This window comes from Brachybacterium sp. JB7 (genome assembly GCF_003335205.1).
GTDB classification, from domain to species: Bacteria; Actinomycetota; Actinomycetes; order Actinomycetales; family Dermabacteraceae; genus Brachybacterium; species Brachybacterium alimentarium.
The window spans coordinates 86478-113249 of record NZ_QPGN01000002.1 but is presented as its reverse complement, the minus strand read 5'-3'; the positions used below and the strand labels follow the sequence as shown (position 1 = coordinate 113249).

The following is a 26772-nucleotide window of genomic DNA, read 5'->3' as shown; positions in this document are numbered from 1 at the left end:
AAGGCCTGGGACTGTCACTGGGGGCGTCGCTGGCGGCGCTCATGATCTCCTGGTGCTCCTCATTCCCCGCTCCGGCGATCGGGCGGGCTGAGCAAATGCTACAACTCGGATCCTGGGTGCGGGAGGCTCTGTGGAGGAGCGCTCAGACCGCCCCGGGGCCTTCCGGCGAGGAGCCTCCCAGCAGCGACTTGATCCTGCCGCGGTAGAGGTAGCCCAGCACGCCCGCGGCGATCGCCAGGCCCACCACTGCCAGCAGCACGACGATGCCCACGATCGCACCGACGCCGAGCCCGGTTCGCTCGGCGGTGACGTTGAGGATCACGCCGTGCGAGCCGTCCACGGTGACTGCCTCCTCGCCGAGGGCGGCGCTGCCCGTCTGGTCCTCCACCACGGCGATCGGGCGCAGCCCGTCACCGTCGATCGTCCAGCTGCCTTCGGCGCTGATCTTGCTCATCAGCTTCTCGTTCACGCCCATGGCCAGCGACACGGAGTAGTCGCCGTCGGAGCGCTCGCTCACCGACACCTCCGGGGCTCCCTCGACGCCCTCGAAGCCGAGCTTCTGCAGCGCACCGGAGAAGTCGCTCGAGGTGTCCGCCTCAGCGGTCCGGGTGTACGTGACGAGGTCACCGGATTCGGAGCGCTCGGTGCCCTCGCCCAGGAAGTCGGTGACGTTGTCGGCGGTGACCACCTCGTCGTCGGCCGCGGGCAGCGAGAGCTTCATGGTCGCGCTGCCGCCTCCGTCGCGGTTGACGGTGACGGCGTACGAGGCCTCGCTGAAGGTGATGTTCTTGGTGATCACCTGGGGCTCGGGGCCGCCGTCGAGCGCGATCTCCTCCGTGCCCTCCGGGTCCTCGACCTCGCCCCCGGTGAACCCGGCGGGCACCTGCAGCGCCTGGCTCAGCGTGCCCGACTCCCCGCAGGCCACCGCGCACTCGATCGAGTCGACGACCCGGGTGTCGATCGCGAAGGGATCCTCGGAGTTCGGCGAGGTCTCGACCGAGAACGTGCTCTCGGACGTGGCCAGAGCGGCATCCGTCCAGGTGCCGACCTGCTCCGCGGTGCCCGCCGGGAAGGCGAGCACCCAGGTCGTGCCGGTCTCCTCGGCGGGAGTGAGGTCGCCGCCCTCCGGGGTCGCCTCGCTGAAGAAGGCGTCGAACTCGTCCTTGGCGTCGAGATAGGTCTCGCGCTTCAGCTCATAGGTGAGAGTGCGGGTGTAGGAGTCCGCGCTCGGGTCCTCCGCCCCGGTGGTCACCACGTTCACGCTGTCGAACCCGACGGACTGCGCACTGGTCCACTCCGGGGCGGAGTCGTCGCCGAAGGTGCTCGTGCGCTCCAGGGACGTCCCCTCGACCTCGACGGTGACGTCGCCCGCGTCCAGCGCCTGGTCGATGTCGCTCTCGCTGTCGGAGCCGAGCTTGCCGTCGTCGAACAGCGCCTTCACGGCCCAGCGGGTGAGCTCCTTGGCCGTGAAGTTGCGCGTGAGCGTGTAGCCGGAGCTGAAGGGCGGGCTCGGCGGGGTGAACGTCACCTCGGCGGTCTTCGAGAGGTCTCCGGCGGCCAGGACCGGCTGGGCCTTCTTCGCGTAGTCCTTCGCGTCGGCGAACTCGAGGGTGAGGGTGAAGACCGTGTCCGTGCCGTCCTTCGTCATCCCCTCGTAGGACAGCCCCGGATTCTTCGCCTCGATCACGGACTCGACCGCCTTCGCACCGCCGTCGATGTCCTCCATGTCGCTCTCGGAGATCGTCACGGCGAGGGTCTGCACGCCGGAGCCGTCCTCCGAGATCTCGGTGACGTCGTCGACCTCCCCGCACGCGGCCAGCAGGAGCATCGCCGCGGCCCCGGCGAGCATCAGCAGCATCAGCCGCAGTCGCGACATCCCCCACGAGGTCCGGAGCACGATCGGGCGGGCGGTGTTGAGCATGGGCGTCCCCTGGTACGGCGGCGAGATGGGTCCTCACCGGGCGTGATCTGGTGCACGCCATCCTAAGCAGACGGGCCGATTCTCGCGACAGCTGTTCACAATCCGCGCTCCAGGAAGGCGGCGACGGCGCGCAGCTCGATCTCGTCCACCGCGTGCCCCAGGTGCGGCCTGCGCTCCTCCTCGAGCCGGGTGTGGGCGCTCATGAACTCGCGCACCGCTTCCTCCCGCTCGGGATCGACCAGCGGATCCATCCCTCCATGGCCCCACAGGGCCGGCGGGCGCCTCTCGGCGAGCGCGGCATCCCCCGGCATCGGCGCGGGGAAGGGGAAACCGGACAGCTGCACGATCCAGTCCAGCGCGTCCGCGTCGCGGCGCAGCAGCTGCATCGCGAGCGCTCCGCCCTGGGAGAAGCCGATGGCGCCGACGACGGAGGTCCCGTGGGCCCGCTGCACCGCGATCCACCGCTCGACCGCTGCGGCGGAGGCCTGCAGCGCCTCGGGGCGCTCGGGGTCCATCGGCATCTCGAACCAGGCATAGCCCTGCACGTACCGATAGATCCCGCGCAGGGAGACGTAGGCGAAGTCGCTGGGCAGGAACGGGACGAGGCCGGCGAGGTCGCCCTCGTGGCTGCCCAGGCCGTGCAGCAGGAGCACGACGGGCCTGCCGTCGGCCGGTCCGGAGCGCACCACCGCGCCCTCGTCGATGTCCTCGGCGATCAGCTCGACCGGTGCGTACTGGGAGGGGTTCGTCATGCCAGCAGGCTAACCAGCGGGTATGAGAGGACCCGCAGGCTGCGCATCTGCGCTGGCCGGCTGGACGATGTCCGACCACCTGCGGGTCCCGGCAGCTCGGTGGGATTCGCTGCGGGTCCGTCGGGACGCCTCAGCGGCGAGCCACCTCACTTGTCCGATAAGAAATCACTTCTCGGATCACCTCCCTTCCAGTGTCCGACCACCGTAGGACTCCGCTCCGAGGAGAGCAACGGATTATTCGCGGCGCGAAGCAGGCACCGAAGCATCGTCATCGATCGATTGACATTCGATAGATCAACGGCGAGACTCGATATATGCCGAACCGTTTTGCCATCCACGCTCTCCGCGTCCTGCTCGCCATCGCCCTGGTGCTCGTCGCTGCGCTGCAGCTCGGCATCCTCCCCTGGCTGTCAGGGGCATTGGCCGAGGCCGAGCCGGACGTGGCCTCACTGCGATGGCCGATGCTGGTTCTGTCGATGACCGGCCTGGCCTGCGTCGAGGTGGGCATCTTCTCCACGCTGCGGCTACTGGGCTTCACCCGACGCGATGAGGTGTTCACCCCTCGTGCCCTGCGCTGGGTCGACGCGATCATCGCCGCCTTCCTGGTGGCGAGCGTGATCTGCCTGGTCACCCTGTTCTACGAGTCCTTCACCGTGAGCGGCCCGCCACTGTTCTCGCTGATGCTGCTGGCGGGGACCGTCGGGGGTATCTGCATGGCCCTACTGATGGGCGTGATGCGCTCGCTGCTGGTGCAGGCGACGACGCTGCGGCTCGAGATGGAGGCGGTGATCTGATGGCGATCGTGGTGCGCATCGATGTCGAGCTGGCCCGGCGGAAGATGTCCGTCGGCGACTTCGCCCAGCGAGTGGGGATCTCCCCGGCCAATGTCGCCGTGCTGAAGAACGGACGGGCGAAGGCCGTGCGGCTCAGCACGCTCGAGGCGATGTGCGAGGTGCTCGATTGCCAGCCGGGCGACCTGCTCGAATGGGTGTCCGACACTCCCCCGCAGGCGGATCCCGGCTGAGCGATCCCCCGTGCCAGGATGGCCCTCGACATCGACGTCGTCCCCGAGGAGCCCCCGTGCAGTCCGTCCTGACCGATTCCCTGGAGAAGGTGCTCGGGGACGCCGCCCCGCGCCCTGCCGATCTGATCGGGGGTGCCCACGCCTCGGGGTTCCTCGGCGAGATGCTGTCCGTGCAGGTCGCGCTGCTCCTCGACGAGGCCGACGGCTCCACGGTGGACGTGCAGCTGAGCGGCTCTGCCGCCGGGCTGGTGCAGCTGAGTGCGGTGCGCCGCGTGCCGGTCTCCACGCCCGCGCCCGAGGAGCCCGACGAGCACTACCTGGTCACCGAACCGGGCGACTATCCCGACCTGCTCGAACCGCTCACCGGGGACACTGTGCAGCTGACGCCCGGCCGGTGGGAAGCACTCTGGATTGATGTCGTCGCCGAGTCGGAGACCGACGCAGGCGAGCACGAGCTGACGATCACGCTCCGCAGCCCGGACGGCGAGCACCTCCTCGCCGAGCACACCGCGCACCTGCAGATCCACCCTCACCGCCTGCCGCCGCTGTCGGTCACCAACACCCACTGGTTCCACGCGGACAGCCTCTCGACCTACTACGGCGTCGAGGTGTTCTCGGAGCGCCACTGGGAGCTCATCGAGACCTTCCTCGCCTCCGCGCGCGAGATGGACGTGAACTCGGTGCTCACCCCGACGTGGACGCCCCCGCTGGACACCGCCGAAGGCCACACCCGGCCCGTCGTCCAGCTCGTGGGCATCGAGGACACCGGCGGCGAGCACCGCTTCGACTTCTCCCGGCTGGACCGCTGGCTCGAGATCTGCCGACGGCTCGGCTTCACCGGCATCGAGATCGCCCACCTGTTCACCCAGTGGGGCGCACGCTCCACCCCGGCGATCCAGGTGCGCACGGCCGACGGGCTCGAGGACCGCTTCGGCTGGCACGTCGAGGCCACCTCACCGGACTACCGCCGACTGCTCGAGGCGCTGATCCCGGCACTGCGCTCCCATCTGGACGCGGCCTGGGACGGGGACGTGCTGTGGCACGTCAGCGACGAGCCGAGCCAGGAGCACCTCGAGGCGTACACGGCGGCGAAGGCCCAGGTCTCGGACCTGCTCGAGGGCGCCCACGTGGTGGACGCCCTGAGCTCCTTCACCTACGCCGAGCAGGGCGTGGTCGCGACCCCGATCGTCGCCACCGACCACGTCGGCCCCTTCCTCGAGGCCGGACGGACGCCCTGGGTGTACTACTGCGTATCCCAGAACCGCGACGTCGCCAACCGCTTCATCGCCCTGCCGTCGGTGCGCAACCGGGTGCTCGGCCGGCAGCTGTTCGCGTTCGACGCGCCAGGATTCCTGCACTGGGGCTACAACTTCTGGTGGACCCAGTTCTCCCTCGCCCCGGTCGACCCGTTCACGGACACCTGCGCGGGCGGCCCGTTCTTCGGCGGCGACGCCTTCGCGGTCTATCCCGGGCCGGACGGCACGCCCTGGCTGTCGATCCGGCACCGGGTGTTCGCTCAGGCCATGGCCGACCACCGCGCCCTGACCCTGCTCGCCGAACTCACCGACCGACCGAGCGCCAAGGCACTGATCGACGAGGGCGGGACCCTGACCTACTCGTCGTTCTCCTACGACACGGGCGCCCATCTGCGCGCCCGACGGGCGGTGGACGAGAGGATCCTGGAGGCGCTCAGCTCAGCGCGTCGATGATCGCCGCGTTGAAGGCGTCGAGGTCGTCGGGCGTGCGGGAGGTGATGAGCAGGTGCCCGTGGCTGTCGTCGCGCACCACCTCCTGGTCGGTCCACCTGCCGCCGCCGTTGACCATGTCGGTGCGGATCGTCGGCACCGACGTGAGGTCCCGACCGTCCACGAGGCCCGCCTCGAGCAGGATCCACGGCGCGTGGCAGATCGCCGCGACGGGCTTCCCGGCCCCGGCGATGTCGCGCACGAGGGACAGGACGGTGGCGTCGGTGCGCAGCGCGTCGGCATTCAGGGTGCCGCCGGGCAGCACCACGGCGTCGTAGTCGCCGGCCTGCACGGCGTCGTACGTGGTGTCGACGGGGACCTCGGGGCCGGGGTCATGGTCGACCACGAGCGTGCGCACGGTGCCGCCCTCCGTGGCGGCGACGGTGACCGTGGCGCCTGCCTCGCGCAGTGCGTCGATCGGGCGTCGGATCTCATCGCGCTCCGTGCCGAAGTTGCTGCTCAGCAGGAGGATCGTACGGCCTTCGAGAGAGCTGGTCATGAGCGTCTCCTTCCGTCTCGCGGGGACTGCGACCGTAGCACCGCGCACGGTCGCGCCCCCGACCGATCGGTGAGCGGGCGGGGGCGCGTGGGGTGAGGGAGGGGATCAGGCCTCGGTGCTGGGCGCGTCGGCCGCAGGCGCCTTCCTCTCGAGCTTCTCGAGCTGGCGCGCGGCGGCGTCGCGGCCGCCGAGGCCGAAGGCGAGCACCGCTGCGGCGGCACCGCCGATCACGAGCGCGCCGAAGGCCATCTCGATGATGGAGTCGGCCACGCCCATGGACTGCAGGCCCATCGCGGTGAACAGGATGATGATCGCCCAGCGCACCACCGTGGAGACGGTGCCCGAGAGGATCTTGCCCACGATCATCGCGATGAAGAAGCCGGCCGCGATGATCGCGCCGCCGAACAGCACGCTGCCGCCGAGGGCGAGGATCTCCGAGAGGAACGCGGTGATCTGCGGGAAGCCCAGCACCTGGGCACCCATCACCGCGAAGAACAGCACCACGGCGATCTCCACGATGCGCAGCACGGTCGGGGTGGCGGTGGAGCCGTGCGGGAGGATGTCCTGCTTGATGAGCCATCCGTCGATGCCGGAGCTCTCGAGGATCGGGCGGAACAGTCCGGAGACGAAGCGGGCGATGAGCACGCCGATGCCCACCAGCACCACGGCGGCGACGATGTTCGGGATCGCGGTGAACACCGCGGTGAGCATCGAGGAGGCGGGGTCGGAGATCGAGGCGATGCCGAGGATCTGCAGCGCCGCGATCGACACCACGATCATGATCAGCGCGAACACGACCGAGCCGAGGATCTCGGGCACCTTCGAGGCCGGGCGAGCCGGGGCCTGGGCCGGAGCGTCACCGGCCGCGGCGGTCGCGGGCTGACCGGAGGAGGTGACGCCGCCGGTGGCCTTCTCGAAGCCGGACTGGGCGGTGCCCAGCAGCTTGCCGAAGTCCACCGTGTTCAGGGCCGTGGTGATCAGGGCGCGCACGATCTTCGCGATCGTCAGGCCGATGATGAAGACGAACAGGGCGCCGACGATGTTCGGGAGGAAGCCGAGCGCCTGCTCGAGCATCGTGACGACCGGGGTGAGGACCCCGGAGAGCTGGAAGACCCCGAGGATCATGATCAGGCCCAGCAGCCAGATGATCATCGAGGCGATGGTGCCGATCGAGCCGCCGAGGCCGTCTCCGTCCACGCCGGGACGCTGCAGGGCGGGCACTCGACGGGTCAGGCTCGCGACGCCCTTCTTGACGAGCATCGCCAGGATCGCGGTGACGACGAGGATGACGACGGCGGCCAGGACCTTGAGCCCCAGCCCCGCCCAGTCGAAGTTCGAGAGTGAGTCCACGGGAACCTCCGTTATCCGAGGGGAAGGGATAGCAGACCGGTCGGTAGCCGGCCCGGCACCGAGCATGACCCATGTCACTCCATGCGTCCAGAATCCCTGGTCAGGGCACCCTGCTCACGTCCCGCAGAAGGTCAGGAAGTCCTCGCCGCCCTCGCCCGGGCCCTCCAGGTGCGCATGCTCCGCAGGGTGCTCGAACGGGCTGCTCACGGCCTCCAGCAGCGCCAGCACCGGCTCCAGGTCGCCCAGGTGCGCGGCGCGCAGCGCGGAGTCGAGGTGGACGTTGCGCGGGATCACCACGGGGTTGGCGTCGGGCGCGATATCGCCCCCTCCGCTGCCCCGCAGCCGCTCGTGCCAGGCCGTGAACGGCGCCGGGTCGGCGAAGAGCGCCGCCGCCTCGCCGTCGGCCAGGGCACGGAAGAACCGCGTGTGGTCGACCTGCTGCTCCTCGAGCAGCGCGAACAGCTCATCGCCCAGCTCGTCCCCCGCCGGCGCCGGGAGGCCCAGTTTCACGGCGAGGCCCCGGCCGAACGCCTCGCGGTACCGCGTCACATATCCCTCGAGCACGGCGGTGGCCTGCTCGACGGCGACGTTCGGGTCCTCCTCATCGAGCACCGGGAGCAGGGTCTCCGCGAAGCGCGAGAGGTTCCACAGGCCGATGCCGGGCTGGCTGCCGTAGGCGTAGCGACCGCCCCGGTCGATCGAGCTGAACACGGCGCCGCGCCGATGCACGTCGAGGAAGGCGCAGGGGCCGTAGTCGATGCCCTCGCCCGAGATCGTCATGTTGTCGGTGTTCATCACGCCGTGCACGAACCCCAGCAGCATCCACTGCGCGAGCAGCTCGGCCTGGGCGTTCATCACCGCCTCGAGCAGCTCGAGAGGCGACGTGGCCTCAGGGTGGTGGCGCTCGATGGCATGGTCGACGAGCCCGCGCACCGCGTCGGGCCCCAGGTTCCAGGCGGCGTACTCGAAGGTGCCGACCCGCAGGTGGCTCGCGGCCACTCGCACCAGGACCGCGCCCGGCTCGGGGGTGACGCCCTGCCGCGGGGCGATCCGCTCCCCGGTGCTCAGCACGGCCAGCGCGCGCGTGGTCGGCACGCCGGCGGCATGGAGGAATTCGCCGACGACGGCCTCGCGCAGCATCGGTCCCAGCGGTGCCCGGCCGTCCCCGCTGCGTGCGAAGGGCGTCGGCCCGGAGCCCTTGAGGTGCAGGTCGCGGCGTCGGCCAAGGGTGTCGACGAGGTCCCCGAGCAGCACGGCACGGCCGTCGCCGAGCTGGGGATTGGGCTGACCGAACTGGTGGCCCGCATAGGCCTGCGCGGTGGTCTCGACACCCTGCCCGGTGAGCAGCGCGATGCCTTCGGGGCTGCGCAGCAGCTCGGGGTCGTAGCCGAGCTCGCGCGCCAGCTCCTCGTTCAGCCACACCAGCTCGGGGTCGGGCGGAGCGTCGGCGGGCCACGGGACGGAGAGCTCCGGGAGCGCCGCGGCATACGTCTGGGCCAGCACCGGAGGTTCCATGCCCCCACGCTACCTCCGCGCCTTGACAGCGGACCCGAGGGGGTCGACGATAGGACCCCGTATTGTGAAACCGGGTTGCGAAACAATTGAGGGCGAGGGAGCTCCATGAGCACGGCCGAGAGCGCCGCGGGCGCCGCAGTGCGTCAGGGCAACGCCCGCGACTGCGTGCTGTCCTTGCGCGAGGCGTCCGGCCCGGTGAGCGTCGCCGAGCTCGCGGCGCGCACCGGCCTCTCCCGCCCCACCGTGGACAGCGTCCTGCAGGACCTCGCCGACTCCGGCGCCCTCCTCCTGGCCTCCCCCGCCGTCGACCGCGGGGGCCGGCCCGGCCGCCCCGCCCGCCGCTTCGCCCTGGATCCGTCGAGCGCGACCGTCGCCGCCGTGGATCTCGGCGAGCGCTCGGTCACCTGCCTGGTCAGCGACGCGGTCGGCACGGTCCTCGCCCGCACGACCGTGCCGGCGGAGACGGGAGACCATCTCGCCGCCGCCGAAGAGGCCGTTCGCGGCACCGGTCATGCTCCGCAATGCCTCGGCCTCGCCGTGCCCGGCATCCTCGCGGCCGACGGACGCATCGCCCAGAGCCTCGCCCTCCCGGATCTCGTCGGCCGTGATCTCGCCGCGGAGCTCGCGCAACGGCTGGGCGCCGAGGTCGTGGTCGAGAACGACATCAAGCTCGCCGCCCTCGCGGAGCGCCATCTCGGCCCGCCCGCGGAGTCCATCGCCTACGTGCAGATCGGCCACCGCATCTCCCTGGCCCTGATCCTGGACGGACGCATCCTGCAGGGCAGCCATCGCCTCGCCGGGGAGCTCGGCAGCCAGCGCGGCATGCGCTGGACCAGCTCGTCCGAACGTGGGCGTCTGACCTGGTCCACGGGCGACGAGGCCTTCCCGCTGCTCGAGCGCGCCGCCGCCGGGGACAGCGCGGCATGCCAGGAGATCGACGCCTTCTGCGCGGAGATCGCCCCGCGCCTGGCGACCGTGCTGCTCACGCTCGATCCCGAGCTGGTCGTCGTCGGCGGCGGACTCTCGCGCGCCGGCGAGACCTTCCTGGACCCGCTGCGGCGCAGCCTGCACCACCTGCTCATGTCCCCCGATCAGCCCGACGTCGTGCCCGCCCGCCTCACCGCGGACGGCTCCCTCATCGGGACACTGGGCCGCGCCTTCGAGCACGGCTCGGCCCGCATCACGGGCGTCATCGGAGTGCCCGCACCCTGGCCCGCCCTCCTCCGCACCCCCACCCGAAGGACAGCATCATGACCACCGGCATCAGCCTCGGCTTCAGCTCCTACAGCTTCCATTCCAAGCTCTCCACCGGCGAGATGACCCTTCCGGAGGTGATCGAGTGGGTCGCTGCGAGCGAGGGCGAGCACCTCGAGCTCGCCGTGCTCAGCGACGCCGCCGACAGCCCGATCCCCACCATCGCCTCCGATCCCGCCTATGTGGAGCAGATCCGCGAGACGGCCGAGCGCGCGGGGGTCACGCTCTCCACACTCGCGATCGGCGCGGACTTCCTGACCGACGACCCCCGCGAGCTCGCCACCCGGATCAGCCGCGTGAAGGAGTACGTGGATCTCGCCGAGTCCCTCGGGATCCGCCAGATGCGCCACGACGTGGTGGCCCACGCCGGCGTCGACGGGGACGACACCCCGCAGTTCGAGGCGGCGCTCCCCTCGATCGTCGCGGCCAGCAAGGAGATCGCGCAGTACGCCGCGACCAAGGGCGTCACCACGAGCCTCGAGAACCATGGCTTCTTCGTGCAGGCGGCGGACCGCGTGCGCCGGATCATCCACGCCGTGGACGAGCCGAACTTCCGCACCACGCTCGATGTCGGCAACTTCGTCTGCGTCGACGAGGCGCCCGAGGTGTCCGTCGAACAGAACCTGCCGTACGCGATGGTCGTGCACTTCAAGGACTTCTACATCCGTCCGGCCGACGCCGATCCCGGCGAGGGCTGGTTCCGCAGCCGCGGCGGCAAGCACCTGCGCGGTGCGGTCGTCGGCAACGGTGACATCGACCTCCCGGCGGTCGCCCGCGCCATCAGGGCCTCCGGCTACACCGGGTTCGCCTCCATCGAGTTCGAGGGCTGGGAGGACTGCCTGCTGGGCTGCGAGCGCGGCCTGGCCAACGCCCGCCGACTGCTCGAGACCGCCTGACCACCACCCGCACCCCGCAGAAGGAATCACCCCCATGTCGAAGTTCCGAGTCGGCGTCATCGGCGCCGGCAGCATCGCCCAGTCCCACCTCACCGCGTACTCGGAGAATCCCGACGTCGAGCTGATCGCCGTCGCCGACATCAACCTCGAACGTGCGCAGTCCGTGGCCGAGAAGTACGGCGCGCACCGCGCGTACGCGGACCCGCAGGAGCTGCTGGCCGACCCCGAGATCGACGGCGTCTCGATCTGCACCTGGAACAACTCCCACGCCACCTGGGCGATCGCCGCGATCGAGGCCGGCAAGCACGTGCTGGTGGAGAAGCCCATCGCGCGCACGCTCGAGGAGGCCGAGGAGATCCAGCGGACCGTCGAGGCCTCCGATCGAGTGGTCCAGGTGGGCTTCGTGCGCCGTCACTCCGCGAACTGCCAGGTGCTGAAGTCCTTCATCGATGCGGACGAGCTGGGCGAGATCTACTACGCCAAGGCCAGCTGCATCCGACGGGTCGGCAACCCCGGCGGCTGGTTCGCGGACAAGGAGATCGCCGGCGGCGGCCCGCTGCTGGACATCGGCATCCACGTGCTGGACCTGTGCTGGTACCTGATGGGCAGCCCGAAGGTGGTCTCGGTCAGCGGCAACACCTACGACCGGCTGGGCAACCGCGCGAACGTCACGACGATGCCGCGCTACACGGTGGCGGACTACGACCCCACCAAGAACACCGTCGAGGACCTCGCCAATGCCGTGATCCGCTTCGAGAACGGTGCCTCGCTGCTGCTGGACTGCTCGTACTCGCTGCACGCCACGCAGGACTCCATCGACGTGTCCGTCTACGGCGAGAAGGGCGGCGCGGAGCTCGAGCCGGCCCTGCACATCGCCACCGAGATGCACGATTCCGTGGTGAACATCGAGCCGCAGATCGCCTCGCGCACGTTCGAGTTCGGCCCCGGCTTCGCCAACGAGATCCAGAACTTCGTGGACGCGGGCCTCGGCCGCGCCGAATCGGTCGCGCCGGCCTGGCACGGCGTCGAGATCGTGCGGATCCTCGAGGGCATCTACGAGTCCGCGCGGACGGGCCGCGAGGTCACGATGTCCTGAGCCGTCGGATCGGCGGGGCCGTCGGTGCTCTGTCACCGGTCGACTTCGTGACCTGCACCACCTAGCCTGGTCGGACGCGGTCCCCCATCGGAGCAACGACGCTCCCGGGGCCGCCCCGGCACGGCAAGGAGGCCTTTCCTATGACCAGCAATCGCGCCATCGCCTATCAGGGACCCGGCACCGTCGAGGTCGTCGACATCGACTACCCCACCTATGAGCTGAAGGACGGGCCGGGGGTGAATCCGGACAACGTCGGCCGGAAGCTCCCCCATGCCGCGATCCTCAAGGTCGTCACCACGAACATCTGCGGCTCCGACCAGCACATGGTGCGCGGCCGCACCACCGCACCGGAAGGGCTGGTGCTCGGCCACGAGATCACCGGCGAGGTGATCGAGACCGGCCCGGGCGTCGAGTTTATCCGGAAGGGCGACCTGGTCTCTGTGCCCTTCAACATCTCCTGCGGACGCTGCGAGATGTGCAAGAACCGCCGTACCGAGATCTGCCTGAACGTGAACCCGGACCGCCCCGGCAGCGCCTATGGGTATGTGGACATGGGCGGCTGGGTGGGCGGCCAGGCCGAATACGTGCTGGTCCCCTACGCCGACTGGAACCTGCTGAAGTTCCCCGACAAGGACCAGGCGATGGAGAAGATCCTCGACCTGACCATGCTCTCGGACATCTTCCCCACCGGTTTCCACGGGGCCGTCACCGCCGGCGTGGGTCCGGGCTCGTCGGTGTACATCGCCGGCGCCGGCCCCGTCGGCACCGCGGCCGCCGTCGGCGCTCAGCTGCTGGGCGCCTCGGTGGTGATCATGGCGGACATGAACGCGGAGCGCCTGGCCAACGCGGCCTCCTTCGGCTGCGAGACCATCGACGTGTCCCAGGAGGACGCCCGTGAGGGCATCGCGAGGATCCTGGGCCGCGAGGAGGTCGACGCCGGGGTCGACGCGGTCGGCTTCGAGGCCCGCGGCCACGGCAAGGACGCACAGGAGGCTCCCGCGACGGTGCTGAACACCCTCATGGACGTCACCCGTGCCGGCGGTGCGCTCGGCATCCCCGGCCTGTACGTCACGGGTGACCCGGGCGGCGTGGACGAGGCGGCCCAGGAGGGCTCGCTGTCGCTGCGACTCGGACTGGGCTGGGCGAAGGCGCTGTCGTTCACCACCGGCCAGTGCCCGGTGATGAGCTACCACCGCCGGCTCATGGAGGCGATCCTGCACGACACGGTGCAGATCGCCGATGCCGTGAACGCCACCGCCATCTCCCTGGATGACGCCCCGAAGGGCTACGAGGCGTTCGACGCCGGGGTCGCCAAGAAGTACGTCATCGATCCGCACGGGGTCACCGGGAAGGTCGAGGCGCTCTGAGCAGAGCGGTCAGAAGGGCGGCGGTTCGTCCCAGGTCTCCGAGCGCTTCGGTGGAGGATCCGTGCGGGGCGGCAGGAAGAAGCGGCGCACGATGCTCCGCCGCTCCTGGGCGACGCGGTCGGCCGGCGGCGTGGCCTGCTCCTCCTCGCGGAGGTGGACCGCCTCTTCGTGCAGTCGCTCGTGGGATTGCCACGTAGCGGCGAGCGTCTTCGCGATGATCGGGGTGAGCAGGTCGTGGTCCGCACGAGTACGGGTCGCGACGTCGCCGTCGATGGTCCACGTGGTCTCGACGGGCTCCCGGCACGAGGTGTCCTCGACGTCTCGTGTCGGGTCCGTCTGCCCGGCGGTCTTCTGCTTGTGGTGCAGCCAGCACAGGCGATGGAGGTTCCACAGGCTGGTGGGGCCGCCGCTGCCGGGATCCTCGTGGTCGTATTCGATGAGGTGATCATCCTCGGCGGCGAGCACCGTGGGGCGCGTGCAGCCCGGCGCGGCGCAGACCGGATGGCGCAGCCGGAGCTGGAGCCGCATCTGGGCGGTGGGCTGATAGGTCTCCGCGGTGACCGGGAGGTACGCGCCGGTGATCGGGTCGGTGAGGATCCGGTACCAGGTGTTCTGACCGGCGGCGAGGGCCCGAGCCTGATCAGCACTGATCGGCGTGGTCCCGTTGAGCAGGCCGGGCGCGTTCTCGCGGCCCATCAGCGTCATCGCCGGCACGGTCACCAGGATCTTGTGCAGGGTGGCCGTCTCCTGCACGGGGTCGATGTCGAGCATCGACCGCGTGAGGATCGCATAGCGCAGGGTGGCCAGCGAGAGCGCGCTGCCCCGCTCACGGAGGTTCTCGTCGATGTCGAAGGGCAGCGGCCCCTCTTCGCCGCTCTCGAGGGCGTGCCGCTGGGCTCTCTGCACGTCGCGGGCGCTCATGTCGAGGCGATGCATCAGGGCCGTGATCTCCGGGATCGGCCCGCTCACGGACAGGGTCGCCGTGCCGCTGGCCGGATCGGCGTGCTCCAGGCGCACATCCCGCTCCGGCTCGCGCGGCGACGTGATGGTCCCGGCGCTGACCAGGGCCACGATCAACCGCACGTGCCGCTCGAACTGGCTCCTCGAGATCGATGCGAGCTCCCAGACCGCCACGTGGGCGTCGACGTCGCGCACCTGGTCGTCCTCCAGGCGGCGCACGCGGCGCAGCAGGTACTGGTGGAAGTCCTCGGGCAGATCGCCCCGGGCGAGAGCCTCGAACGTCCGCGGCATCAGCTCGACACTGCGGTGCGCGTCGCGGATCAGGGCCTCGGCGCGATGGGTGGAGCTCCGCAGGCCGATGGCGACCTTCATGGCGGAGACGTCCGCGACGTCGAGGCACCCCTCCACCTCGGGATCGCGGGTGAAGAACTCGGTGAGCAGCCGCATCTGCGCGGCGTAGAGCATCGTGCGCTCGCGCATCGTCCTATGGATACCGCGCACGCGGGTCGCCTGGTCGACGTCGCCCCCGACCTCGGCGGCCTCGACGATCCGCTGCTCGGTGAGCTCGTGCCGGGCGCGCACGGGCCATACAGGAATATCGGATTCCAGTTCGTCCCCCATGACCCCTCCTCACCATCCCCATGCCGGCACCCCTGCCGCCCCTGACTCCCTCAATTCTAGAACACTTCACTGGCCGACGAAAGCGCCTGACGGGATTCTTCGCAGATTGTGGATAACCACCCTCTGTGGAGGAAAGGTGGCGTGAGGGGCAGGCCGACGAGGAAGCGCGACGATGCCTGCCGCGCGAACGGCTGCGGCACACAGCAGCACACATCACAGAACAGGTGCCAGCACGCCTACCAGCAGGTGGAGCACTTCTGCCCGGGGCCGGGCAGTCACGCGGCTCCGTCGCACGGCGACTCGCGATCCCTATCGCCCGTGCCGCCCGTGATGCGACGCGCCTCCCGCAGAACACTCCGGTGCCACGCCGACACCCGCCATGAATCCCGTATTTCGCAAGAAGTCAATACTTCTCTTCGCCATGTGGATGAACTGCCATTGTGGAGGAAGCGTTGCCCACATTCCTCGCCACCCACCGCCATCATTCCGAAAATTCCGCGAAGAATCCGCGAAGAATCCGCACAGAGTCCGTGCATGAGCCGCACCCGCCCCCTCTCCCGCGTCACCCCCGCGCGGGGGGTCGGTGAGCGGACTCGTGAGCGCGTAAGGTCGAACCATGACAGAACGCACCACGTACCTCCTGGTGGACGGCGAGAACATCGACGCCACGCTCGGCATCTCGGTCCTCGGCCGACGCCCTCAGCCCGAGGAGCGCCCCCGTTGGAACAAGCTGCTCCACCACGCGGAGGACTCGTGGGCTCAGCCCGTGAAGGGCCTGTTCTTCCTCGCGGTCGGCGACAGCCTGCCCTCGGGCTTCGTGCAGGCGCTCATCGCGCTGGGCTACAAGACCGTGCCGCTGCGTGGCGAGGGCAAGGTCGTGGACATCGCGATCCAGCGCACCGCGGAGGCGCTGCAGTCGCGCCCGGCGGACGTCATGCTGGTCAGCCACGACAAGGACTTCGTCCCGCAGATGGAGGATCTGGCCTCGACGCCGGATCGGCGCACCGCCCTGGTGGGCTTCCGCGAGTTCATGGCCGCGGACCTGCAGGACATCCCGGGCATCGAGTTCCACGACCTCGAGTACGACGTCGCCGCGTTCACCAGCCGGCTGCCGCGCGTGCGGATCATCGACATCGACGACTTCGATCCGCTCGAGTTCATCTGAGGTCGAGGACGAGTCGCCCTCGCACGCCTCCGGCCTCGAGCCGGCGGTGCGCCTCCGCGGCCTGCGCCGCAGGAAGCACGTCGGCCACGCGCAGGGTGAGCACGCCCTGCGCGGCGAGGTCGCGGAGCTCGTCGAGCATCTCGCGCTCCTGCGCGACGTCGCGCACCCTCACCGGGTGGACCCTCACGCCGCGGGCTCCCTCGCCCTGGTAGCCGCGGAACGTGGCGACCGCACCGCCGTCCTTGACGGCAGGGAGGACCTGCGCGGACTGGACGGAGGCATCGGCGAGGCCGTCGGCGCCGTCCGGGACGAGATCGCGGATGCGGTCCGCGACGTCGGCGCCGCGGCGCACCACCTCGTCGGCTCCGAGGGTGCGGACCAGCTGCTCGTCCTGCTCCGCCGCGTCGGCGATCACCCTGAGGCCGTCGGCCTTCGCCAGCTGGATCAGGTATCCGCCGAGGGTGCCGGCCGCGCCCGTGACGGCGAGCGTGCGCCCGGGCTCCAGGGCGAGCAGGTCCAGCGCGCGGCGAGCGGTGAGGGCATTCATCGGCAGCGTCGCGGCCTCCGCGTCCGAGGCGCCCGCCGGGGCGCGCACCACTGACCTCAGCGGCAGCACGATCTCGTCCCGATAGGCGCCGTGCGCACCGGCGGGCACGACGATCCCCACCACGCGATCGCCGACGGCGAGCCCGGCCTCGCTCTGCAGACCGATCTCCGCGACGACACCGGCGATGTCCATACCGGGGACGTCGCCGGGATCCTCGGCGCGGTCGGACTCCGAGCGGGCCCCGCTGCGCACGGCCGTGTCCGTGGGACTCACCGCGGCGGCGTTCACGCGGATCCGCACGCTCCCGGCGCCGAGCTCCTCGGCGGGGACGTCGATCTCGTGCAACGCCTCAGGGCCTCCGTACTGGGTCACTCCGATGGCACGCATGCCCTCTGCCTAGCACCCGCCGGCGCCACCGGGCAACGACTGCGGACCGTGCGGTCGCTCGGACCCCTGATATCGCCCCCTCCCCTTTACAGAGTCGAGCTCACCGGCAACGGTGAGGAGATGGCTGGATACACGACGACCAACCCGACCACGGGACGGACCGACAAGGAATTCGGCACTCTGGACGACGCCGGCATCGAGAACGTTCTCAGCAGCTCGCACGCCGCCTTCTCCTCCTGGCGCGCCACCCCTGCGCAGGAGCGGGCAGCCGCGCTGGAGCGGGTCGCCGACGCCTACGACGCCCGGAGCAGGGAGCTCGCCGAGCTGATCGCGACGGAGATGGGCAAGCCGCTGCAGCAGTCGATCGGAGAGGTCGCGCTGGCCGGCTCCATCTACCGCTGGTACGCCACGCACGGCCCCGAGCTGCTCGCGCCCGAGCAGCTGGATCCTCAGGGCGCCCAGGAGTCCCTCGTGCAGACCGAGCCGATCGGCCCCCTCGTCGGCGTGATGCCCTGGAACTACCCGTACTACCAGGTGGCCCGATTCGTCGCCCCCAACCTGATGGCGGGCAACACGATCGTCCTCAAGCATGCGGGGATCTGCGCCGCCTCCTCCGAGATGATGGCCGCGATCCTGCATGAGGCGGGAGTGCCCGACGGCGCCTACCTCAACGTCTTCGTCTCGCACGACCAGCTCGCCGACATGATCGCCGACCCCCGGGTGCGGGGCGTCTCACTCACCGGCAGCGAGAAGGCCGGCGCCGCAGTGGCGGAGAACGCCGCGAAGCACCTGAAGAAGTCGGTCCTCGAGCTCGGCGGCTCGGACCCGCTGATCGTCCTCGAGGACGCGGAGCTCGAGCAGGTCGCGCGCACCGTCGCGACAGCGCGGCTCTCGAACGCCGGGCAGGCATGCAACTCGCCGAAGCGGATGATCGTCCCGTCGGATCGGCTGGACGAGTTCGTGAGCACCGTCGTCGAGATCTTCGAGGCCGCAACCGTCGGCGACCCGCTCGACGAGCAGGTCGACGTCGGCCCGCTGTCCTCGATCGGTGCCCGGGACGGCGTCGTCGAGCAGGTCGAGCGCGCCGTCGAGCAGGGAGCCACCCTGCACACCGGGGGCGCGGCGCTGGATCGCGAGGGCGCCTTCATGAGCCCTGCGGTGCTGACCGGCGTCACCCCCGACATGGACGCCTACGCCGAGGAGATCTTCGGCCCGGTCGCGGTGATCCACGCTGCGGGCACGGTCGACGAGGCGGTGGAGCTCGCCAACGACGTGCCCTTCGGCCTCAGCGGGTCCGTGTGGGGCCGGGATCTCGAGCACGCCCAGGAGGTCGCCGACCGTCTGGACGTCGGGATGGCTTACATCAACGAGCACGGCACCACGAAGGCGGGCCTGCCGTTCGGCGGGGTGAAGCGCTCCGGATACGGCCGTGAGCTCGGCCGGTGGGGCATGGGCGAGTTCGTGAACGTCCGCCTGCGCCGCACCGCGACCGCCTGAGGGTCAGTCGGCGGGGAGGCTCAGCACACCGTCCACGAAGCCGATCACATCGGCGAGGACCTCGTCGCGGTTGGTCTCGTTCAGGATCTCGTGCTGCGCATCGGGATAGGTCTTCATGAAGGTGCGCGGCCCGCGCAGCTCGTGCAGGCCCTCCCAGCTGGCGGGGAGCGGGACCAGGCGGTCGTCCTCCCCGTGCAGGTACAGCAGCGGGTGCTCGCCGACGCTCCCGGCGGCGGTGATCGTGCGCATGGCCTGCTGCAGGCCCTCCAGGGTGGGCCGGAGGAACGCTCCGTGCCACACCAGCGGGTCCTCGGCATAGGCGGCGCCGACGGCCGGGTCGCGGGAGAGCGTGCCGGGGTCGATCGGGGTCGCCGGGATCTCGTCGAGCTCGAGCAGGCTGTCCACGGTGATCCAGGAGCCGAGCACGGGCCCGGTGAGCACCGTCGCCGCCAGCCGATCGGCGTGCAGCTGGGTGTACCGAGCGGCGATCATGCCGCCCATGGAGTGGCCGATCAGCACGACCGGCAGGCCCGGATGCTGCGCGATGGCATGCTGGACCACGAGGTCGAGATCCTCCACGACCGGTTCGAAGTCGCTGATCAGCACCCTCTGACCGTCGCTGCGGCCATGGCCCATGTGGTCAGCCGCGTAGACGGCTGCACCGGCCTCGTTCAGGCGGCCGGCGACCCACTCGTACCGCCCGACGTGCTCGCCGTACCCGTGCGAGAGCACCGCGACCCAGCGCGGCTCGGCGATGGTCCAGGCCCGGCCGACGAGGGCGCCCCCGTGGCCGGTGAGGGTGAGATCGGTGGCCTGGTCGTCGGTGTTCATGAGCCCATCATGCCCGGTCGCGCCCGGACCTGCGCGGCGCTCACATCCACTTGCTGCGCTTGAAGACGATGAACAGCAGCACGGCCACTGCGACCATCATGCCGATCGCCATCGGATACCCCAGCGCCCAGTGGAGCTCCGGCATGTCGTCGAAATTCATGCCGTAGATCGCGCCGACCAGCGTGGGGGCGAAGAGGATCGCCGCCCAGCCGGAGATCTTCTTCATGTCCTCGTTCTGCCTCTGGGCGACGAGCGTCGCATTGACGTTCAGGATCTGGGAGAGGGCGTCACGCAGATCGCGGGCCTTCGAGGCGGCGCGGGTCAGATGGTCGGAGACATCGTCGAGGTAGGCCTGCAGCTCCTCGGGGATCTCGTACTTCCCGAACCCCTCCTGCAGCCCATCGATCACGTCGGTCAGCGAGGTGACGACCTGCTGCATGTCGATGACCTCCTGACTCAGGCGGTAGATCCGCTCGGCCACGGCGGCATCCCCGCTGAAGACCTGCCGCTCGATCTGCTCCTTGTCGAGCGTGAGCCCGCGCAGCACCGGGCCGTAGCCGTCCACGATGGTGTCGAGCACCCGGTAGAGGACCGCCTCCGGGCCAAGAGCGAGCAGCTCGAGGTCGCCCAGCAGGGCGCGCTCGCGCCGCGTCGCGGTGAGCGGGTGGTCATCGTCCAGGAGCGGCTTGTCGGTGCCGTCGAGCCACCGGCCGTCCTGGCACAGCAGCGCCACCGCGCCGGGGCGCACGAGCAGGTGGAACTCCGCGAACTCGACCTCCTCGACCGCGTCGAGATAGCGCGCGGAGCGGACCACCAGGAACAGCACGTCCCCATAACGCTCGAGCTTGGGGCGCTGGTGGGCGTTGAGCAGATCCTCGACCAGGACCGGGTGCAGCTCCCAGGCCTCCTCGAGCTCGAGCACGTCCTCACGGCTCGGCTCCGGATAGAAGAACATCACCATGCGGTCCGGGGCGGCCTGCGAGAAGGCCAGGGCGTCGGCCATCGAGTCACCCTCCGGCGGCATCGCGGGCACCCCGCCGGAGACGTAGCGCGTCATCGGGGCGGCGTCGGCGCCGCGCATCGCTGCGTCGGCTTCTCCCTGCCGCCGACGCGCCTTCTCGGCGCGGCGGAGGCCGTGGCGTCGTGCGGGCATGGCAGCTCCTTCTTCCTGGACCGGTCGGGCGGTCCGGCTCCGGGCACGAAAAACCCCGGTCCACCTGAGTGAACCGGGGAATCCCTGCGGTGCGCAAGGGGGGACTTGAACCCCCACGCCGTCTCCGGCACACGGACCTGAACCGTGCGCGTCTACCAATTCCGCCACTTGCGCGTATCTCCGGCACCGAGTCTCAAGGCGTCGAGGCCGAAGGTTCCCCTAGGTTACCCCCGGAGAACCTCGGCCCGGAAGCCGACGGGCCGCACAGTAACGAAGGACACGTTCGGACGTGTCAGCGCATGCTCTCGGCCTCGTCGAAGGCCGCGTCGATGTCGGAGTGATCGATCCGCCGTCGGGCCACGGTGAAGTACAGGATCGTGGCCACCAGCACCGCGGGGATGCCCACCATCGCCGCGATCTGCATGCTCTCGCGCACGAAGACCGTGGCGAACACGGCGAGCAGGCCCACGACGCCGACGCCCGCGGAGACGATCCCGCCGGGCATGCGGAAGGTCGCGCCCTGTACCCCGGCACGACGGAAGGCGATGTAGCTGATCAGGATCAGCATCCACACGGTGATCACCGCGAACACCACGAGGCTCATCATGTACCCGAACACCCCGCCCACGCCGCTGAAGGCGAGCACCGCCGCGCCGACGATGCCCACCGTGCTCGCCGCGATGCCCACCACCGGGACGCCCCGGCGGGAGGTGCGTGCCGCAAGGCGCGGGGCGAGCCGATCGGAGGCGAGGGAATGCAGGATCCGGCTGCCCGCATAGAGATTCGCGTTGGCGGCCGACAGCGCCGCGATCAGCACGATCAGGTTGGTCACCGAGGCGGCCCCGGGGATGCCGATGCGGTCGAACACCATGACGAAGGGCGAGGTCGCCACGTCCTCGCCGGTGGACGACGCCTCCCGCCACGGCACCAGCGCCAGGACGATGCCGATGCTGAGCACGTAGAAGAACGCCAGGCGCACGATCGTGGTGCGGGCGGCGGTGCGGATCGAGAGTGCCGGGTCCTTCGCCTCCGCGGCCGTGATCGACAGCAGCTCGATGCCGCCGAAGGAGAACATGACCACCGACAGCGCGATCCACACCGAGGACCAGCCCATCGGCAGGAACCCGCCCTCGGAGGTGAGCAGCGACAGTCCCGGTGCGCTCTGCTCGGGGAGGCCGAAGAACACCAGGAACGCGCCGATCAGGATGAACACCAGCACGGCGATCACCTTGATCGAGGACAGGGCGAACTCGATGACGCCGAAGGAGCCCACGCTCGCGAGGTTGATCCCGACGATGATCGCGGCGAACGCCAGGATGCCGGCCCACACCGGCACGGCGGGGAACCAGTAGGCCAGATAGGTCGCGCAGGCGACCAGCTCGGTGCCGGTCACGGCGACGGTGACGATCCAGTACAGCCAGCGCGTGAGGAAGCCCCAGTAGGGCGAGAGGTACCGGGCGGCAAGGGTGCCGAACCCGCCGCGCACGGGATGACGGGAGGCCATCTCGCCCATCGACAGGGCGATGGTCGCGGCGATCAGCGAGCCGATCGCGAAGGAGACGATCGCGGCCGGGCCGGCATATCCGATCGCCTCGCCGGAACCGAGGAACAGGCCGGTCCCGAGTGCCGAGCCCATGGCGATCATCGCCATCTGCCCGTGGCCGAGGGAACGGGCCAGGTGCCCGTCGATCCCGCGCTCGACGGCGGGGGCGGAGTCAGGGGAAGGAGTGGTCACCGCACGAGGGTAGCCCGGAGCGGTGCCCTGACGGGAGTTCTCAGCCCTCGCGCTCCCGGTATCGGTCGATCGCGTCCTTGGCGTCCTTGAGCCCGGCGCCGGTGTGCTCGCGGTACACCTTGATCGCCTCGATGGTCCTCCCCTCGTCGACCAGCCGACGGCACTCCGCGGGGATCTGGCGTCCGGACCGGTCGCGCAGCTGCCGGAGCTCCGCCTCTCCCACGCCGGCGCGGCCGGCGAGCTCGCCCACGAGGGCCTCGAGCCCGCGCACCTGCGCCTGGAGGTGGTCGATCTGCTTCTGCTGCTGTGCTGCGCGTCCGAACATACGAGGAATCTACCCGCTGACCGGGGGACGACGACGCCCCTGCACCGACGGATCGGTGCAGGGGCGTCGGACGAGGTGCGTCGGTCAGGCCTTGACGGCGCCCTTGGCGGCGACGACCTGGACGACGAGGTTCGCGAAGATCTCGTCGTGCAGACGCACGGTCGCCTTGTGCTCGCCCAGCGCCTTGATGGGCGTGGGGAACTCGACGGTGCGACGGTCGATGTCCTTGTCGAAGGCGTCCTTGACGCCGACGGCGATCTCCTTGGGGGAGACCGCACCGAAGAGGCGACCGGTCTGGCCGGCGCGCTCCGCGATGACGACGGGCTTCGACTCGAGGGTCGCCTTCAGGGACTGGGCGTCTTCGACGCTGGCGATCGCGCGCTTGCCGCGGGCCGAGCGGATCTGGTCGAGCTGACGCTGTCCGCCCTTGGTCCACGGGGTCGCGAGACCGCGGGGCATGAGGAAGTTGCGGGCGTAGCCGTCCTTGACGTCGACGACGTCGCCGGCCGCGCCGAGGCCGGAGACCTCGTTGGTGAGGATGAGCTTGGTGGTCATGTGATTCCCTTCCTCGCTCAGCGACCGGAGGTCGAGTACGGCAGGAGGGCGATCTCGCGGGCGTTCTTCACGGCCTTCGCGATCTTGCGCTGCTCCTGGACGGTGACGCCGGTGACCCGACGTGCACGGATCTTGCCGCGATCGGACACGAACTTGCGCAGCAGCGCGGCGTCCTTGTAGTCGACGGTCTCGAGACCGGCGGTCTTCAGCGGGTTCTGCTTCTTCTTCGGCTTGCGAAGAACAGGCTTGGCCATCGTGGTGCTCCTTCTTTCTGAGGGGAGCCCGGGCATGCACCCGGGATGGAGGATTTCAGTGGATCAGAAGGGCGGGTCGTCGTATCCGCCCTGGTTCCCGCCGCCGGCCCACGGGTCGGCGCTGGGAGCGCCCTGCGGCGCATTGTTGTAGCCACCCTGACCACCCTGGCCGCCGAAGCCGCCCTGGGGGGCACCGCCCTGCGGAGCACCGCCGCCGAAGCCGCCGCGGCCGCCACCGCCGCCTCCGCGCTGGACCTTGTTGGCCTTCGCGGTGGCGTAGCGGAGGGACGGACCGATCTCGTCGACGTCCAGCTCGATGCTCGTGCGGTTGTTGCCCTCACGGTCGGTGAAGGAGCGCTGCTTGAGGCGACCCTGCGCCACGACGCGGGATCCCTTCTCCAGCGACTCGGCCACGTTCTCCGCGGCGTCGCGCCAGATGGAGCAGCGCAGGAACAGAGCCTCGCCGTCCTTCCACTCGTTCGACTGACGGTCGAAGGTGCGGGGGGTGGACGCGATGGTGAACGACGCGACCGCGATGCCGGACTGCGTGAAGCGCAGCTCGGGATCCGCGGTCAGGTTGCCGACCACCGTGATGACGGTGTCATTCGCCATGGGTGCTCCTCTGCTCCGATTGGGGTAGGTGTGGTGCGGGGATCAGTGAGCGCAGCTCACTTGGCGTCGAGACGCATGACCTTCGTACGCATGACGGACTCGTTGAGCCCGAGCTGACGGTCCAGCTCCTGGGAGGTCGAGGCCTTCGCGGTGAAGTTGAGGACGATGTAGATGCCCTCGGTCTTCTTGTCGATCTCGTAGGCGAACTTCCGCTTGCCCCAGATGTCGACGTTGTCGATTGTGCCGCCCTCGGCCGGGATGACCTGGACGAGCTTCTCGAAAGTTGTGGTGATGGTCCGCTCATCGACGGACGGGTCGAGGATCACGACCATTTCGTACTTGCGCATGTTCTGGTACCCACCTCCTGTGGTCTCTACGGCCACGGTCTCTCCGTGGCAGGAGGGCTCATGCCGCCCGCTCCGGGCATCGGCGATGCACGTCACGGACCGGCCAAGACTACCCGGCGCGACCTGCGAGGGCCAGAGAGGATCCCGACGTGCGCGAGGCATCACAGCCGCGGCCCCGTGCGCGCTAGGTTCGAGGGGTGCAGCCCCACGACATCGACCACCTGATCTCCCTCTCCCGCCCGTCCCTCGCGCCCGACGGCTCCTTCGCCGTCCACGCCGCCTCCCGGCCCGATCTGCGCGCGAACCGGGAGGTGGGGCAGCTGTGGCGGATCGAGCTCGAGGGCGACCCCGCGCCCCGTCTGCTGACCCGCGGGCTGCATGACACCGCCCCGGTGCTCTCCCCGGACGGCGCCACGATCGCCTTCCTGCGCGCCGACGACGAGGGCCGCCGCCAGCTCCACCTGCTCGACGCCCGCGGCGGGGAGCCGATGCGGCTCACCGATCTGCCGCTCGGCGTGACCGGCTTCGCCTGGACGCCCGACGCCGCACGCCTGGTGCTCACCGCGCGCGACCCGGAGCCCGGTCGCTACGGGACCGTCGAGGGGCTCGGCCCCGAGGCCGAGTCGCCGCGTCGGATCACGGGCGTGCGCTGGCACGCCAACGGCCTGGGCCACGCGCCGGACCGCCCCGCCCAGGTGTTCGTGGTCGACGCCGTCTCCCCCGGGACGGAGCCGATCTATCCCGCGGCCCCCCATCCCGGCGGCGAGCTCGCCCCGATCCCGTCGGCTCCCGCGCAGGCCGCACGGCTCACCGCCGCTCCCGCCGAGCACTCCTCGCTCGCGGTGCCGGCCGACGGCCGGTCCGTGCTCGTCGTGCGCGAGGCCTATGAGCGGGACCGCCGTGACCTGCGCACGGAGCTGATCTCGGTCCCGCTGGACGGCACGACGGAGACGGTGCTGCTGCACCGCGAGGACGGTCTGCGCGTGCACGACGTCGCCGTGCTCGAGGACGGTACGGCGGCGCTGCTCGCCTCGCAGCCGGTCGGGGGTCGGGACGCCGTCGCGCCCGACATCGCCGTGTGGCTGCTGGAGGCGGACGGGCCGCGCCGGCTGACGGACCCGGAGTCCCTCGAGATCACCGCTCCGCTCGTGGCCGACGGCGACGAGCTGCTGGTCACGGCGCCGCGCCGGGGCCGGGTGCACCTGCTGCGGATCGACCGGGACGGCGGGGCGACCGTCGTGCTCGGCGGGGACGTCGAGGTGCAATCGGCCGGCGCGGCGGGCGGTCGCGTGCTCGCGAGCGTCACCACGCCGGAGTCGCCGGGGACCCTGCTCCTCGTCGGCCCGGAGGGCGGGACGGCGGTGCTGGTGGAGACGGGCGAGGAGCTGCGCGCGGCGGGGATCGTGGCGCCGCAGGAGCTGGAGCTCACGGGACGGTCCGGATATCCCGTGCACGGCTGGGTCGCCGCGCCGGAGGGCGTGGGCCCCTTCCCGACGCTCCTGATGATCCACGGCGGCCCCCATGCCGCCTACGGCGTGGGCGTGTTCGACGAGGTGCAGGTGCTGGTCGAGGCGGGATACGCGGTGGTCCACGGCAACCCGCGCGGCTCGGCCGGATACGGCAGGGCGCACGGCCGGGCGGTGCGCCGCGGCTTCGGCACGGTCGACGCGGACGACGTGATCGATCTGCTCGAGGGCGCCCTGGCGGCCGATCCACGACTGGATCCGGAGCGCCTGGGCATCATGGGCGGCTCCTACGGCGGGTACCTCACCGCATGGCTCATCGCGCACGACCACCGCTTCCGCGGGGCGATCGTGGAGCGCGGGTTCCTGGATCCGCTGAGCTTCCAGGGCACCAGCGACATCGGCAGCTACTTCGGGGACGAGTACATCGGCGCCTCCGCCGAGGACATCGCCCGCCGGAGCGCCTTCGAGGTCGCGGCGCAGGTGTGCACGCCCACGCTGGTGATCCACGCCGAGGAGGACCACCGCTGCCCGCTCGAACAGGGGACGCGGTACTACACGGCGCTGCGACGCGCCGGGGTCGAGGCCGAGATGTTGCTCTTCCCCGGCGAGGACCATGAGCTGACGCGCTCGGGGCGGCCCCGCCATCGCACGGAGCGCTTCGAGGCCGTGCTGGAGTGGTGGGGCCGGGTGTTCAGCGCTTCCCCATCGCCTTCCTGACGCGGGCGTACCAGCCGGAGGTCGCGCGGCGGCCCGAGATGCCGCTGCCGTTGACCGCGCCCGCGGTGCGGCCCTGCAAGCGGGTCCCGCAGCGCTGGCACAGCTTGCGCCCGGTCACCGACGTGTAGGTCCTGCCTCGGATCTTGCCACCGCACTGTTCGCATCGCATGGCTCCGATGGT

Annotated in this window: 26 protein-coding genes and 1 tRNA gene; 10 read left to right on the top strand and 17 right to left on the bottom strand. The window is 70.4% G+C overall.

Annotated elements, in window-relative coordinates:
- Positions 1 to 142: 142 nt before the first annotated feature.
- Positions 143 to 1921 (bottom strand): hypothetical protein, encoded by a 1779-nt coding sequence (locus tag CIK81_RS02840; RefSeq protein WP_096164855.1) that lies wholly within the window; start codon positions 1919 to 1921, stop codon positions 143 to 145.
- A 95-nt stretch (positions 1922 to 2016) separates the two neighbouring features.
- Complete coding sequence (locus tag CIK81_RS02835) at positions 2017 to 2673, bottom strand: alpha/beta hydrolase (protein WP_096197542.1); 657 nt, start codon at positions 2671 to 2673, stop codon at positions 2017 to 2019.
- A 314-nt stretch (positions 2674 to 2987) separates the two neighbouring features.
- Here CIK81_RS02835 and CIK81_RS02830 point away from each other — a divergent pair, with 314 nt between their 5' ends.
- Genes CIK81_RS02830 through CIK81_RS02820 form a run of 3 tightly spaced genes read left to right on the top strand, consistent with a single transcriptional unit; the run spans position 2988 to position 5406 of the window.
- On the top strand, positions 2988 to 3467 hold the full coding sequence (locus CIK81_RS02830) for a DUF2975 domain-containing protein (RefSeq protein ID WP_114329183.1): 480 nt from the start codon (positions 2988 to 2990) through the stop codon (positions 3465 to 3467).
- The gene (locus CIK81_RS02825; protein ID WP_096164858.1) at positions 3467 to 3697 is read left to right on the top strand and encodes a helix-turn-helix transcriptional regulator; all 231 of its coding nucleotides are present in this window, start codon (positions 3467 to 3469) and stop codon (positions 3695 to 3697) included. The genes CIK81_RS02830 and CIK81_RS02825 overlap by 1 nt, the downstream gene beginning before the upstream one ends.
- Before the next feature lie 56 nt (positions 3698 to 3753).
- Positions 3754 to 5406, top strand: a complete 1653-nt coding sequence (locus CIK81_RS02820; RefSeq protein WP_114329185.1) for a glycoside hydrolase domain-containing protein — start codon at positions 3754 to 3756, stop codon at positions 5404 to 5406.
- Here the strand turns inward: CIK81_RS02820 and CIK81_RS02815 are convergent.
- The 3 genes from CIK81_RS02815 to CIK81_RS02805 form a co-directional block, all read right to left on the bottom strand.
- On the bottom strand, positions 5387 to 5941 hold the full coding sequence (locus tag CIK81_RS02815) for a type 1 glutamine amidotransferase domain-containing protein (protein WP_096166586.1): 555 nt from the start codon (positions 5939 to 5941) through the stop codon (positions 5387 to 5389). The two genes, CIK81_RS02820 and CIK81_RS02815, sit on opposite strands and share 20 nt — an antisense overlap.
- A 105-nt stretch (positions 5942 to 6046) precedes the next feature.
- Complete coding sequence (locus CIK81_RS02810) at positions 6047 to 7291, bottom strand: mechanosensitive ion channel (RefSeq protein WP_241963903.1); 1245 nt, start codon at positions 7289 to 7291, stop codon at positions 6047 to 6049.
- Between the two features lie 114 nt (positions 7292 to 7405).
- A complete protein-coding gene (locus CIK81_RS02805) occupies positions 7406 to 8806 on the bottom strand; it encodes a YdiU family protein (RefSeq protein ID WP_114329187.1) in 1401 nt (466 codons plus the stop codon).
- Between the two features lie 105 nt (positions 8807 to 8911).
- Between CIK81_RS02805 and CIK81_RS02800 the strand changes: the two genes are divergently transcribed.
- From CIK81_RS02800 to fdhA, 4 genes are all read left to right on the top strand, one after another.
- Positions 8912 to 10060, top strand: coding sequence for an ROK family transcriptional regulator (locus CIK81_RS02800; RefSeq protein ID WP_114329189.1), 1149 nt, complete (start codon positions 8912 to 8914; stop codon positions 10058 to 10060).
- Positions 10057 to 10956, top strand: a complete 900-nt coding sequence (locus CIK81_RS02795) for a sugar phosphate isomerase/epimerase (protein WP_096197548.1) — start codon at positions 10057 to 10059, stop codon at positions 10954 to 10956. Before CIK81_RS02800 ends, CIK81_RS02795 begins: the two co-directional genes overlap by 4 nt.
- A gap of 34 nt (positions 10957 to 10990) precedes the next feature.
- A complete protein-coding gene (locus CIK81_RS02790; RefSeq protein ID WP_096166581.1) occupies positions 10991 to 12052 on the top strand; it encodes a Gfo/Idh/MocA family protein in 1062 nt (353 codons plus the stop codon).
- A 140-nt stretch (positions 12053 to 12192) separates the two neighbouring features.
- Positions 12193 to 13419, top strand: coding sequence for a formaldehyde dehydrogenase, glutathione-independent (gene fdhA, locus CIK81_RS02785; protein ID WP_096197550.1), 1227 nt, complete (start codon positions 12193 to 12195; stop codon positions 13417 to 13419).
- Between the two features lie 9 nt (positions 13420 to 13428).
- On the opposite strand, the gene CIK81_RS02780 is transcribed toward fdhA, so the two are convergent.
- Complete coding sequence (locus tag CIK81_RS02780; protein WP_114329191.1) at positions 13429 to 15000, bottom strand: HNH endonuclease signature motif containing protein; 1572 nt, start codon at positions 14998 to 15000, stop codon at positions 13429 to 13431.
- 616 nt (positions 15001 to 15616) lie between these two features.
- Here CIK81_RS02780 and CIK81_RS02775 point away from each other — a divergent pair.
- Positions 15617 to 16165, top strand: coding sequence for an NYN domain-containing protein (locus CIK81_RS02775; protein WP_096166578.1), 549 nt, complete (start codon positions 15617 to 15619; stop codon positions 16163 to 16165).
- Here the strand turns inward: CIK81_RS02775 and CIK81_RS02770 are convergent.
- A complete protein-coding gene (locus CIK81_RS02770; protein WP_114329193.1) occupies positions 16158 to 17099 on the bottom strand; it encodes an NADP-dependent oxidoreductase in 942 nt (313 codons plus the stop codon). The genes CIK81_RS02775 and CIK81_RS02770 overlap by 8 nt on opposite strands.
- A 120-nt stretch (positions 17100 to 17219) precedes the next feature.
- Between CIK81_RS02770 and CIK81_RS02765 the strand changes: the two genes are divergently transcribed.
- Entirely contained in the window at positions 17220 to 18596 is a 1377-nt protein-coding gene (locus CIK81_RS02765; RefSeq protein ID WP_114312271.1) for an NAD-dependent succinate-semialdehyde dehydrogenase, read from the top strand.
- A gap of 3 nt (positions 18597 to 18599) precedes the next feature.
- On the opposite strand, the gene CIK81_RS02760 is transcribed toward CIK81_RS02765, so the two are convergent.
- From CIK81_RS02760 to rpsF, 9 genes are all read right to left on the bottom strand, one after another.
- Positions 18600 to 19427: an alpha/beta hydrolase gene (locus CIK81_RS02760; RefSeq protein WP_096166575.1), complete on the bottom strand. Its 828-nt coding sequence runs from the start codon at positions 19425 to 19427 to the stop codon at positions 18600 to 18602.
- Between the two features lie 40 nt (positions 19428 to 19467).
- Complete coding sequence (locus tag CIK81_RS02755; protein ID WP_114329197.1) at positions 19468 to 20580, bottom strand: magnesium and cobalt transport protein CorA; 1113 nt, start codon at positions 20578 to 20580, stop codon at positions 19468 to 19470.
- A 90-nt stretch (positions 20581 to 20670) separates the two neighbouring features.
- Positions 20671 to 20754, bottom strand: a tRNA-Leu gene (locus tag CIK81_RS02750).
- A gap of 118 nt (positions 20755 to 20872) precedes the next feature.
- Complete coding sequence (locus CIK81_RS02745; protein WP_241963902.1) at positions 20873 to 22315, bottom strand: amino acid permease; 1443 nt, start codon at positions 22313 to 22315, stop codon at positions 20873 to 20875.
- Between the two features lie 40 nt (positions 22316 to 22355).
- A complete protein-coding gene (locus CIK81_RS02740; RefSeq protein WP_096197554.1) occupies positions 22356 to 22640 on the bottom strand; it encodes a hypothetical protein in 285 nt (94 codons plus the stop codon).
- A gap of 84 nt (positions 22641 to 22724) precedes the next feature.
- A complete protein-coding gene (gene rplI, locus CIK81_RS02735) occupies positions 22725 to 23195 on the bottom strand; it encodes a 50S ribosomal protein L9 (protein WP_096166572.1) in 471 nt (156 codons plus the stop codon).
- A gap of 17 nt (positions 23196 to 23212) precedes the next feature.
- Complete coding sequence (gene rpsR, locus CIK81_RS02730) at positions 23213 to 23449, bottom strand: 30S ribosomal protein S18 (protein ID WP_096166571.1); 237 nt, start codon at positions 23447 to 23449, stop codon at positions 23213 to 23215.
- A 63-nt stretch (positions 23450 to 23512) separates the two neighbouring features.
- Positions 23513 to 24061, bottom strand: coding sequence for a single-stranded DNA-binding protein (locus CIK81_RS02725; RefSeq protein ID WP_096166570.1), 549 nt, complete (start codon positions 24059 to 24061; stop codon positions 23513 to 23515).
- A 56-nt stretch (positions 24062 to 24117) separates the two neighbouring features.
- Positions 24118 to 24408 (bottom strand): 30S ribosomal protein S6, encoded by a 291-nt coding sequence (rpsF, locus tag CIK81_RS02720; RefSeq protein ID WP_096166569.1) that lies wholly within the window; start codon positions 24406 to 24408, stop codon positions 24118 to 24120.
- Between the two features lie 197 nt (positions 24409 to 24605).
- Between rpsF and CIK81_RS02715 the strand changes: the two genes are divergently transcribed.
- Positions 24606 to 26591: a S9 family peptidase gene (locus CIK81_RS02715; protein WP_096166568.1), complete on the top strand. Its 1986-nt coding sequence runs from the start codon at positions 24606 to 24608 to the stop codon at positions 26589 to 26591.
- Here the strand turns inward: CIK81_RS02715 and CIK81_RS02710 are convergent.
- Entirely contained in the window at positions 26566 to 26760 is a 195-nt protein-coding gene (locus tag CIK81_RS02710; protein ID WP_096166567.1) for a hypothetical protein, read from the bottom strand. The two genes, CIK81_RS02715 and CIK81_RS02710, sit on opposite strands and share 26 nt — an antisense overlap.
- Positions 26761 to 26772: the final 12 nt, after the last annotated feature.

What these genes read in the sequence shown, in the direction of transcription:
- CIK81_RS02840 (WP_096164855.1), bottom strand. Translation starts at nt 1,921, where the DNA reads ATGCTCAACACCGCCCGCCCGATCGTGCTCCGGACCTCGTGGGGGATG.
- CIK81_RS02835 (WP_096197542.1), bottom strand. Translation starts at nt 2,673, where the DNA reads ATGACGAACCCCTCCCAGTACGCACCGGTCGAGCTGATCGCCGAGGAC.
- CIK81_RS02830 (WP_114329183.1), top strand. Translation starts at nt 2,988, where the DNA reads ATGCCGAACCGTTTTGCCATCCACGCTCTCCGCGTCCTGCTCGCCATC.
- CIK81_RS02825 (WP_096164858.1), top strand. Translation starts at nt 3,467, where the DNA reads ATGGCGATCGTGGTGCGCATCGATGTCGAGCTGGCCCGGCGGAAGATG.
- CIK81_RS02815 (WP_096166586.1), bottom strand. Translation starts at nt 5,941, where the DNA reads ATGACCAGCTCTCTCGAAGGCCGTACGATCCTCCTGCTGAGCAGCAAC.
- CIK81_RS02805 (WP_114329187.1), bottom strand. Translation starts at nt 8,806, where the DNA reads ATGGAACCTCCGGTGCTGGCCCAGACGTATGCCGCGGCGCTCCCGGAG.
- CIK81_RS02800 (WP_114329189.1), top strand. Translation starts at nt 8,912, where the DNA reads ATGAGCACGGCCGAGAGCGCCGCGGGCGCCGCAGTGCGTCAGGGCAAC.
- CIK81_RS02795 (WP_096197548.1), top strand. Translation starts at nt 10,057, where the DNA reads ATGACCACCGGCATCAGCCTCGGCTTCAGCTCCTACAGCTTCCATTCC.
- CIK81_RS02790 (WP_096166581.1), top strand. Translation starts at nt 10,991, where the DNA reads ATGTCGAAGTTCCGAGTCGGCGTCATCGGCGCCGGCAGCATCGCCCAG.
- fdhA (WP_096197550.1), top strand. Translation starts at nt 12,193, where the DNA reads ATGACCAGCAATCGCGCCATCGCCTATCAGGGACCCGGCACCGTCGAG.
- CIK81_RS02780 (WP_114329191.1), bottom strand. Translation starts at nt 15,000, where the DNA reads ATGGGGGACGAACTGGAATCCGATATTCCTGTATGGCCCGTGCGCGCC.
- CIK81_RS02775 (WP_096166578.1), top strand. Translation starts at nt 15,617, where the DNA reads ATGACAGAACGCACCACGTACCTCCTGGTGGACGGCGAGAACATCGAC.
- CIK81_RS02770 (WP_114329193.1), bottom strand. Translation starts at nt 17,099, where the DNA reads ATGCGTGCCATCGGAGTGACCCAGTACGGAGGCCCTGAGGCGTTGCAC.
- CIK81_RS02765 (WP_114312271.1), top strand. Translation starts at nt 17,220, where the DNA reads ATGGCTGGATACACGACGACCAACCCGACCACGGGACGGACCGACAAG.
- CIK81_RS02760 (WP_096166575.1), bottom strand. Translation starts at nt 19,427, where the DNA reads ATGAACACCGACGACCAGGCCACCGATCTCACCCTCACCGGCCACGGG.
- CIK81_RS02755 (WP_114329197.1), bottom strand. Translation starts at nt 20,580, where the DNA reads ATGCCCGCACGACGCCACGGCCTCCGCCGCGCCGAGAAGGCGCGTCGG.
- CIK81_RS02740 (WP_096197554.1), bottom strand. Translation starts at nt 22,640, where the DNA reads ATGTTCGGACGCGCAGCACAGCAGCAGAAGCAGATCGACCACCTCCAG.
- rplI (WP_096166572.1), bottom strand. Translation starts at nt 23,195, where the DNA reads ATGACCACCAAGCTCATCCTCACCAACGAGGTCTCCGGCCTCGGCGCG.
- rpsR (WP_096166571.1), bottom strand. Translation starts at nt 23,449, where the DNA reads ATGGCCAAGCCTGTTCTTCGCAAGCCGAAGAAGAAGCAGAACCCGCTG.
- CIK81_RS02725 (WP_096166570.1), bottom strand. Translation starts at nt 24,061, where the DNA reads ATGGCGAATGACACCGTCATCACGGTGGTCGGCAACCTGACCGCGGAT.
- rpsF (WP_096166569.1), bottom strand. Translation starts at nt 24,408, where the DNA reads ATGCGCAAGTACGAAATGGTCGTGATCCTCGACCCGTCCGTCGATGAG.
- CIK81_RS02710 (WP_096166567.1), bottom strand. Translation starts at nt 26,760, where the DNA reads ATGCGATGCGAACAGTGCGGTGGCAAGATCCGAGGCAGGACCTACACG.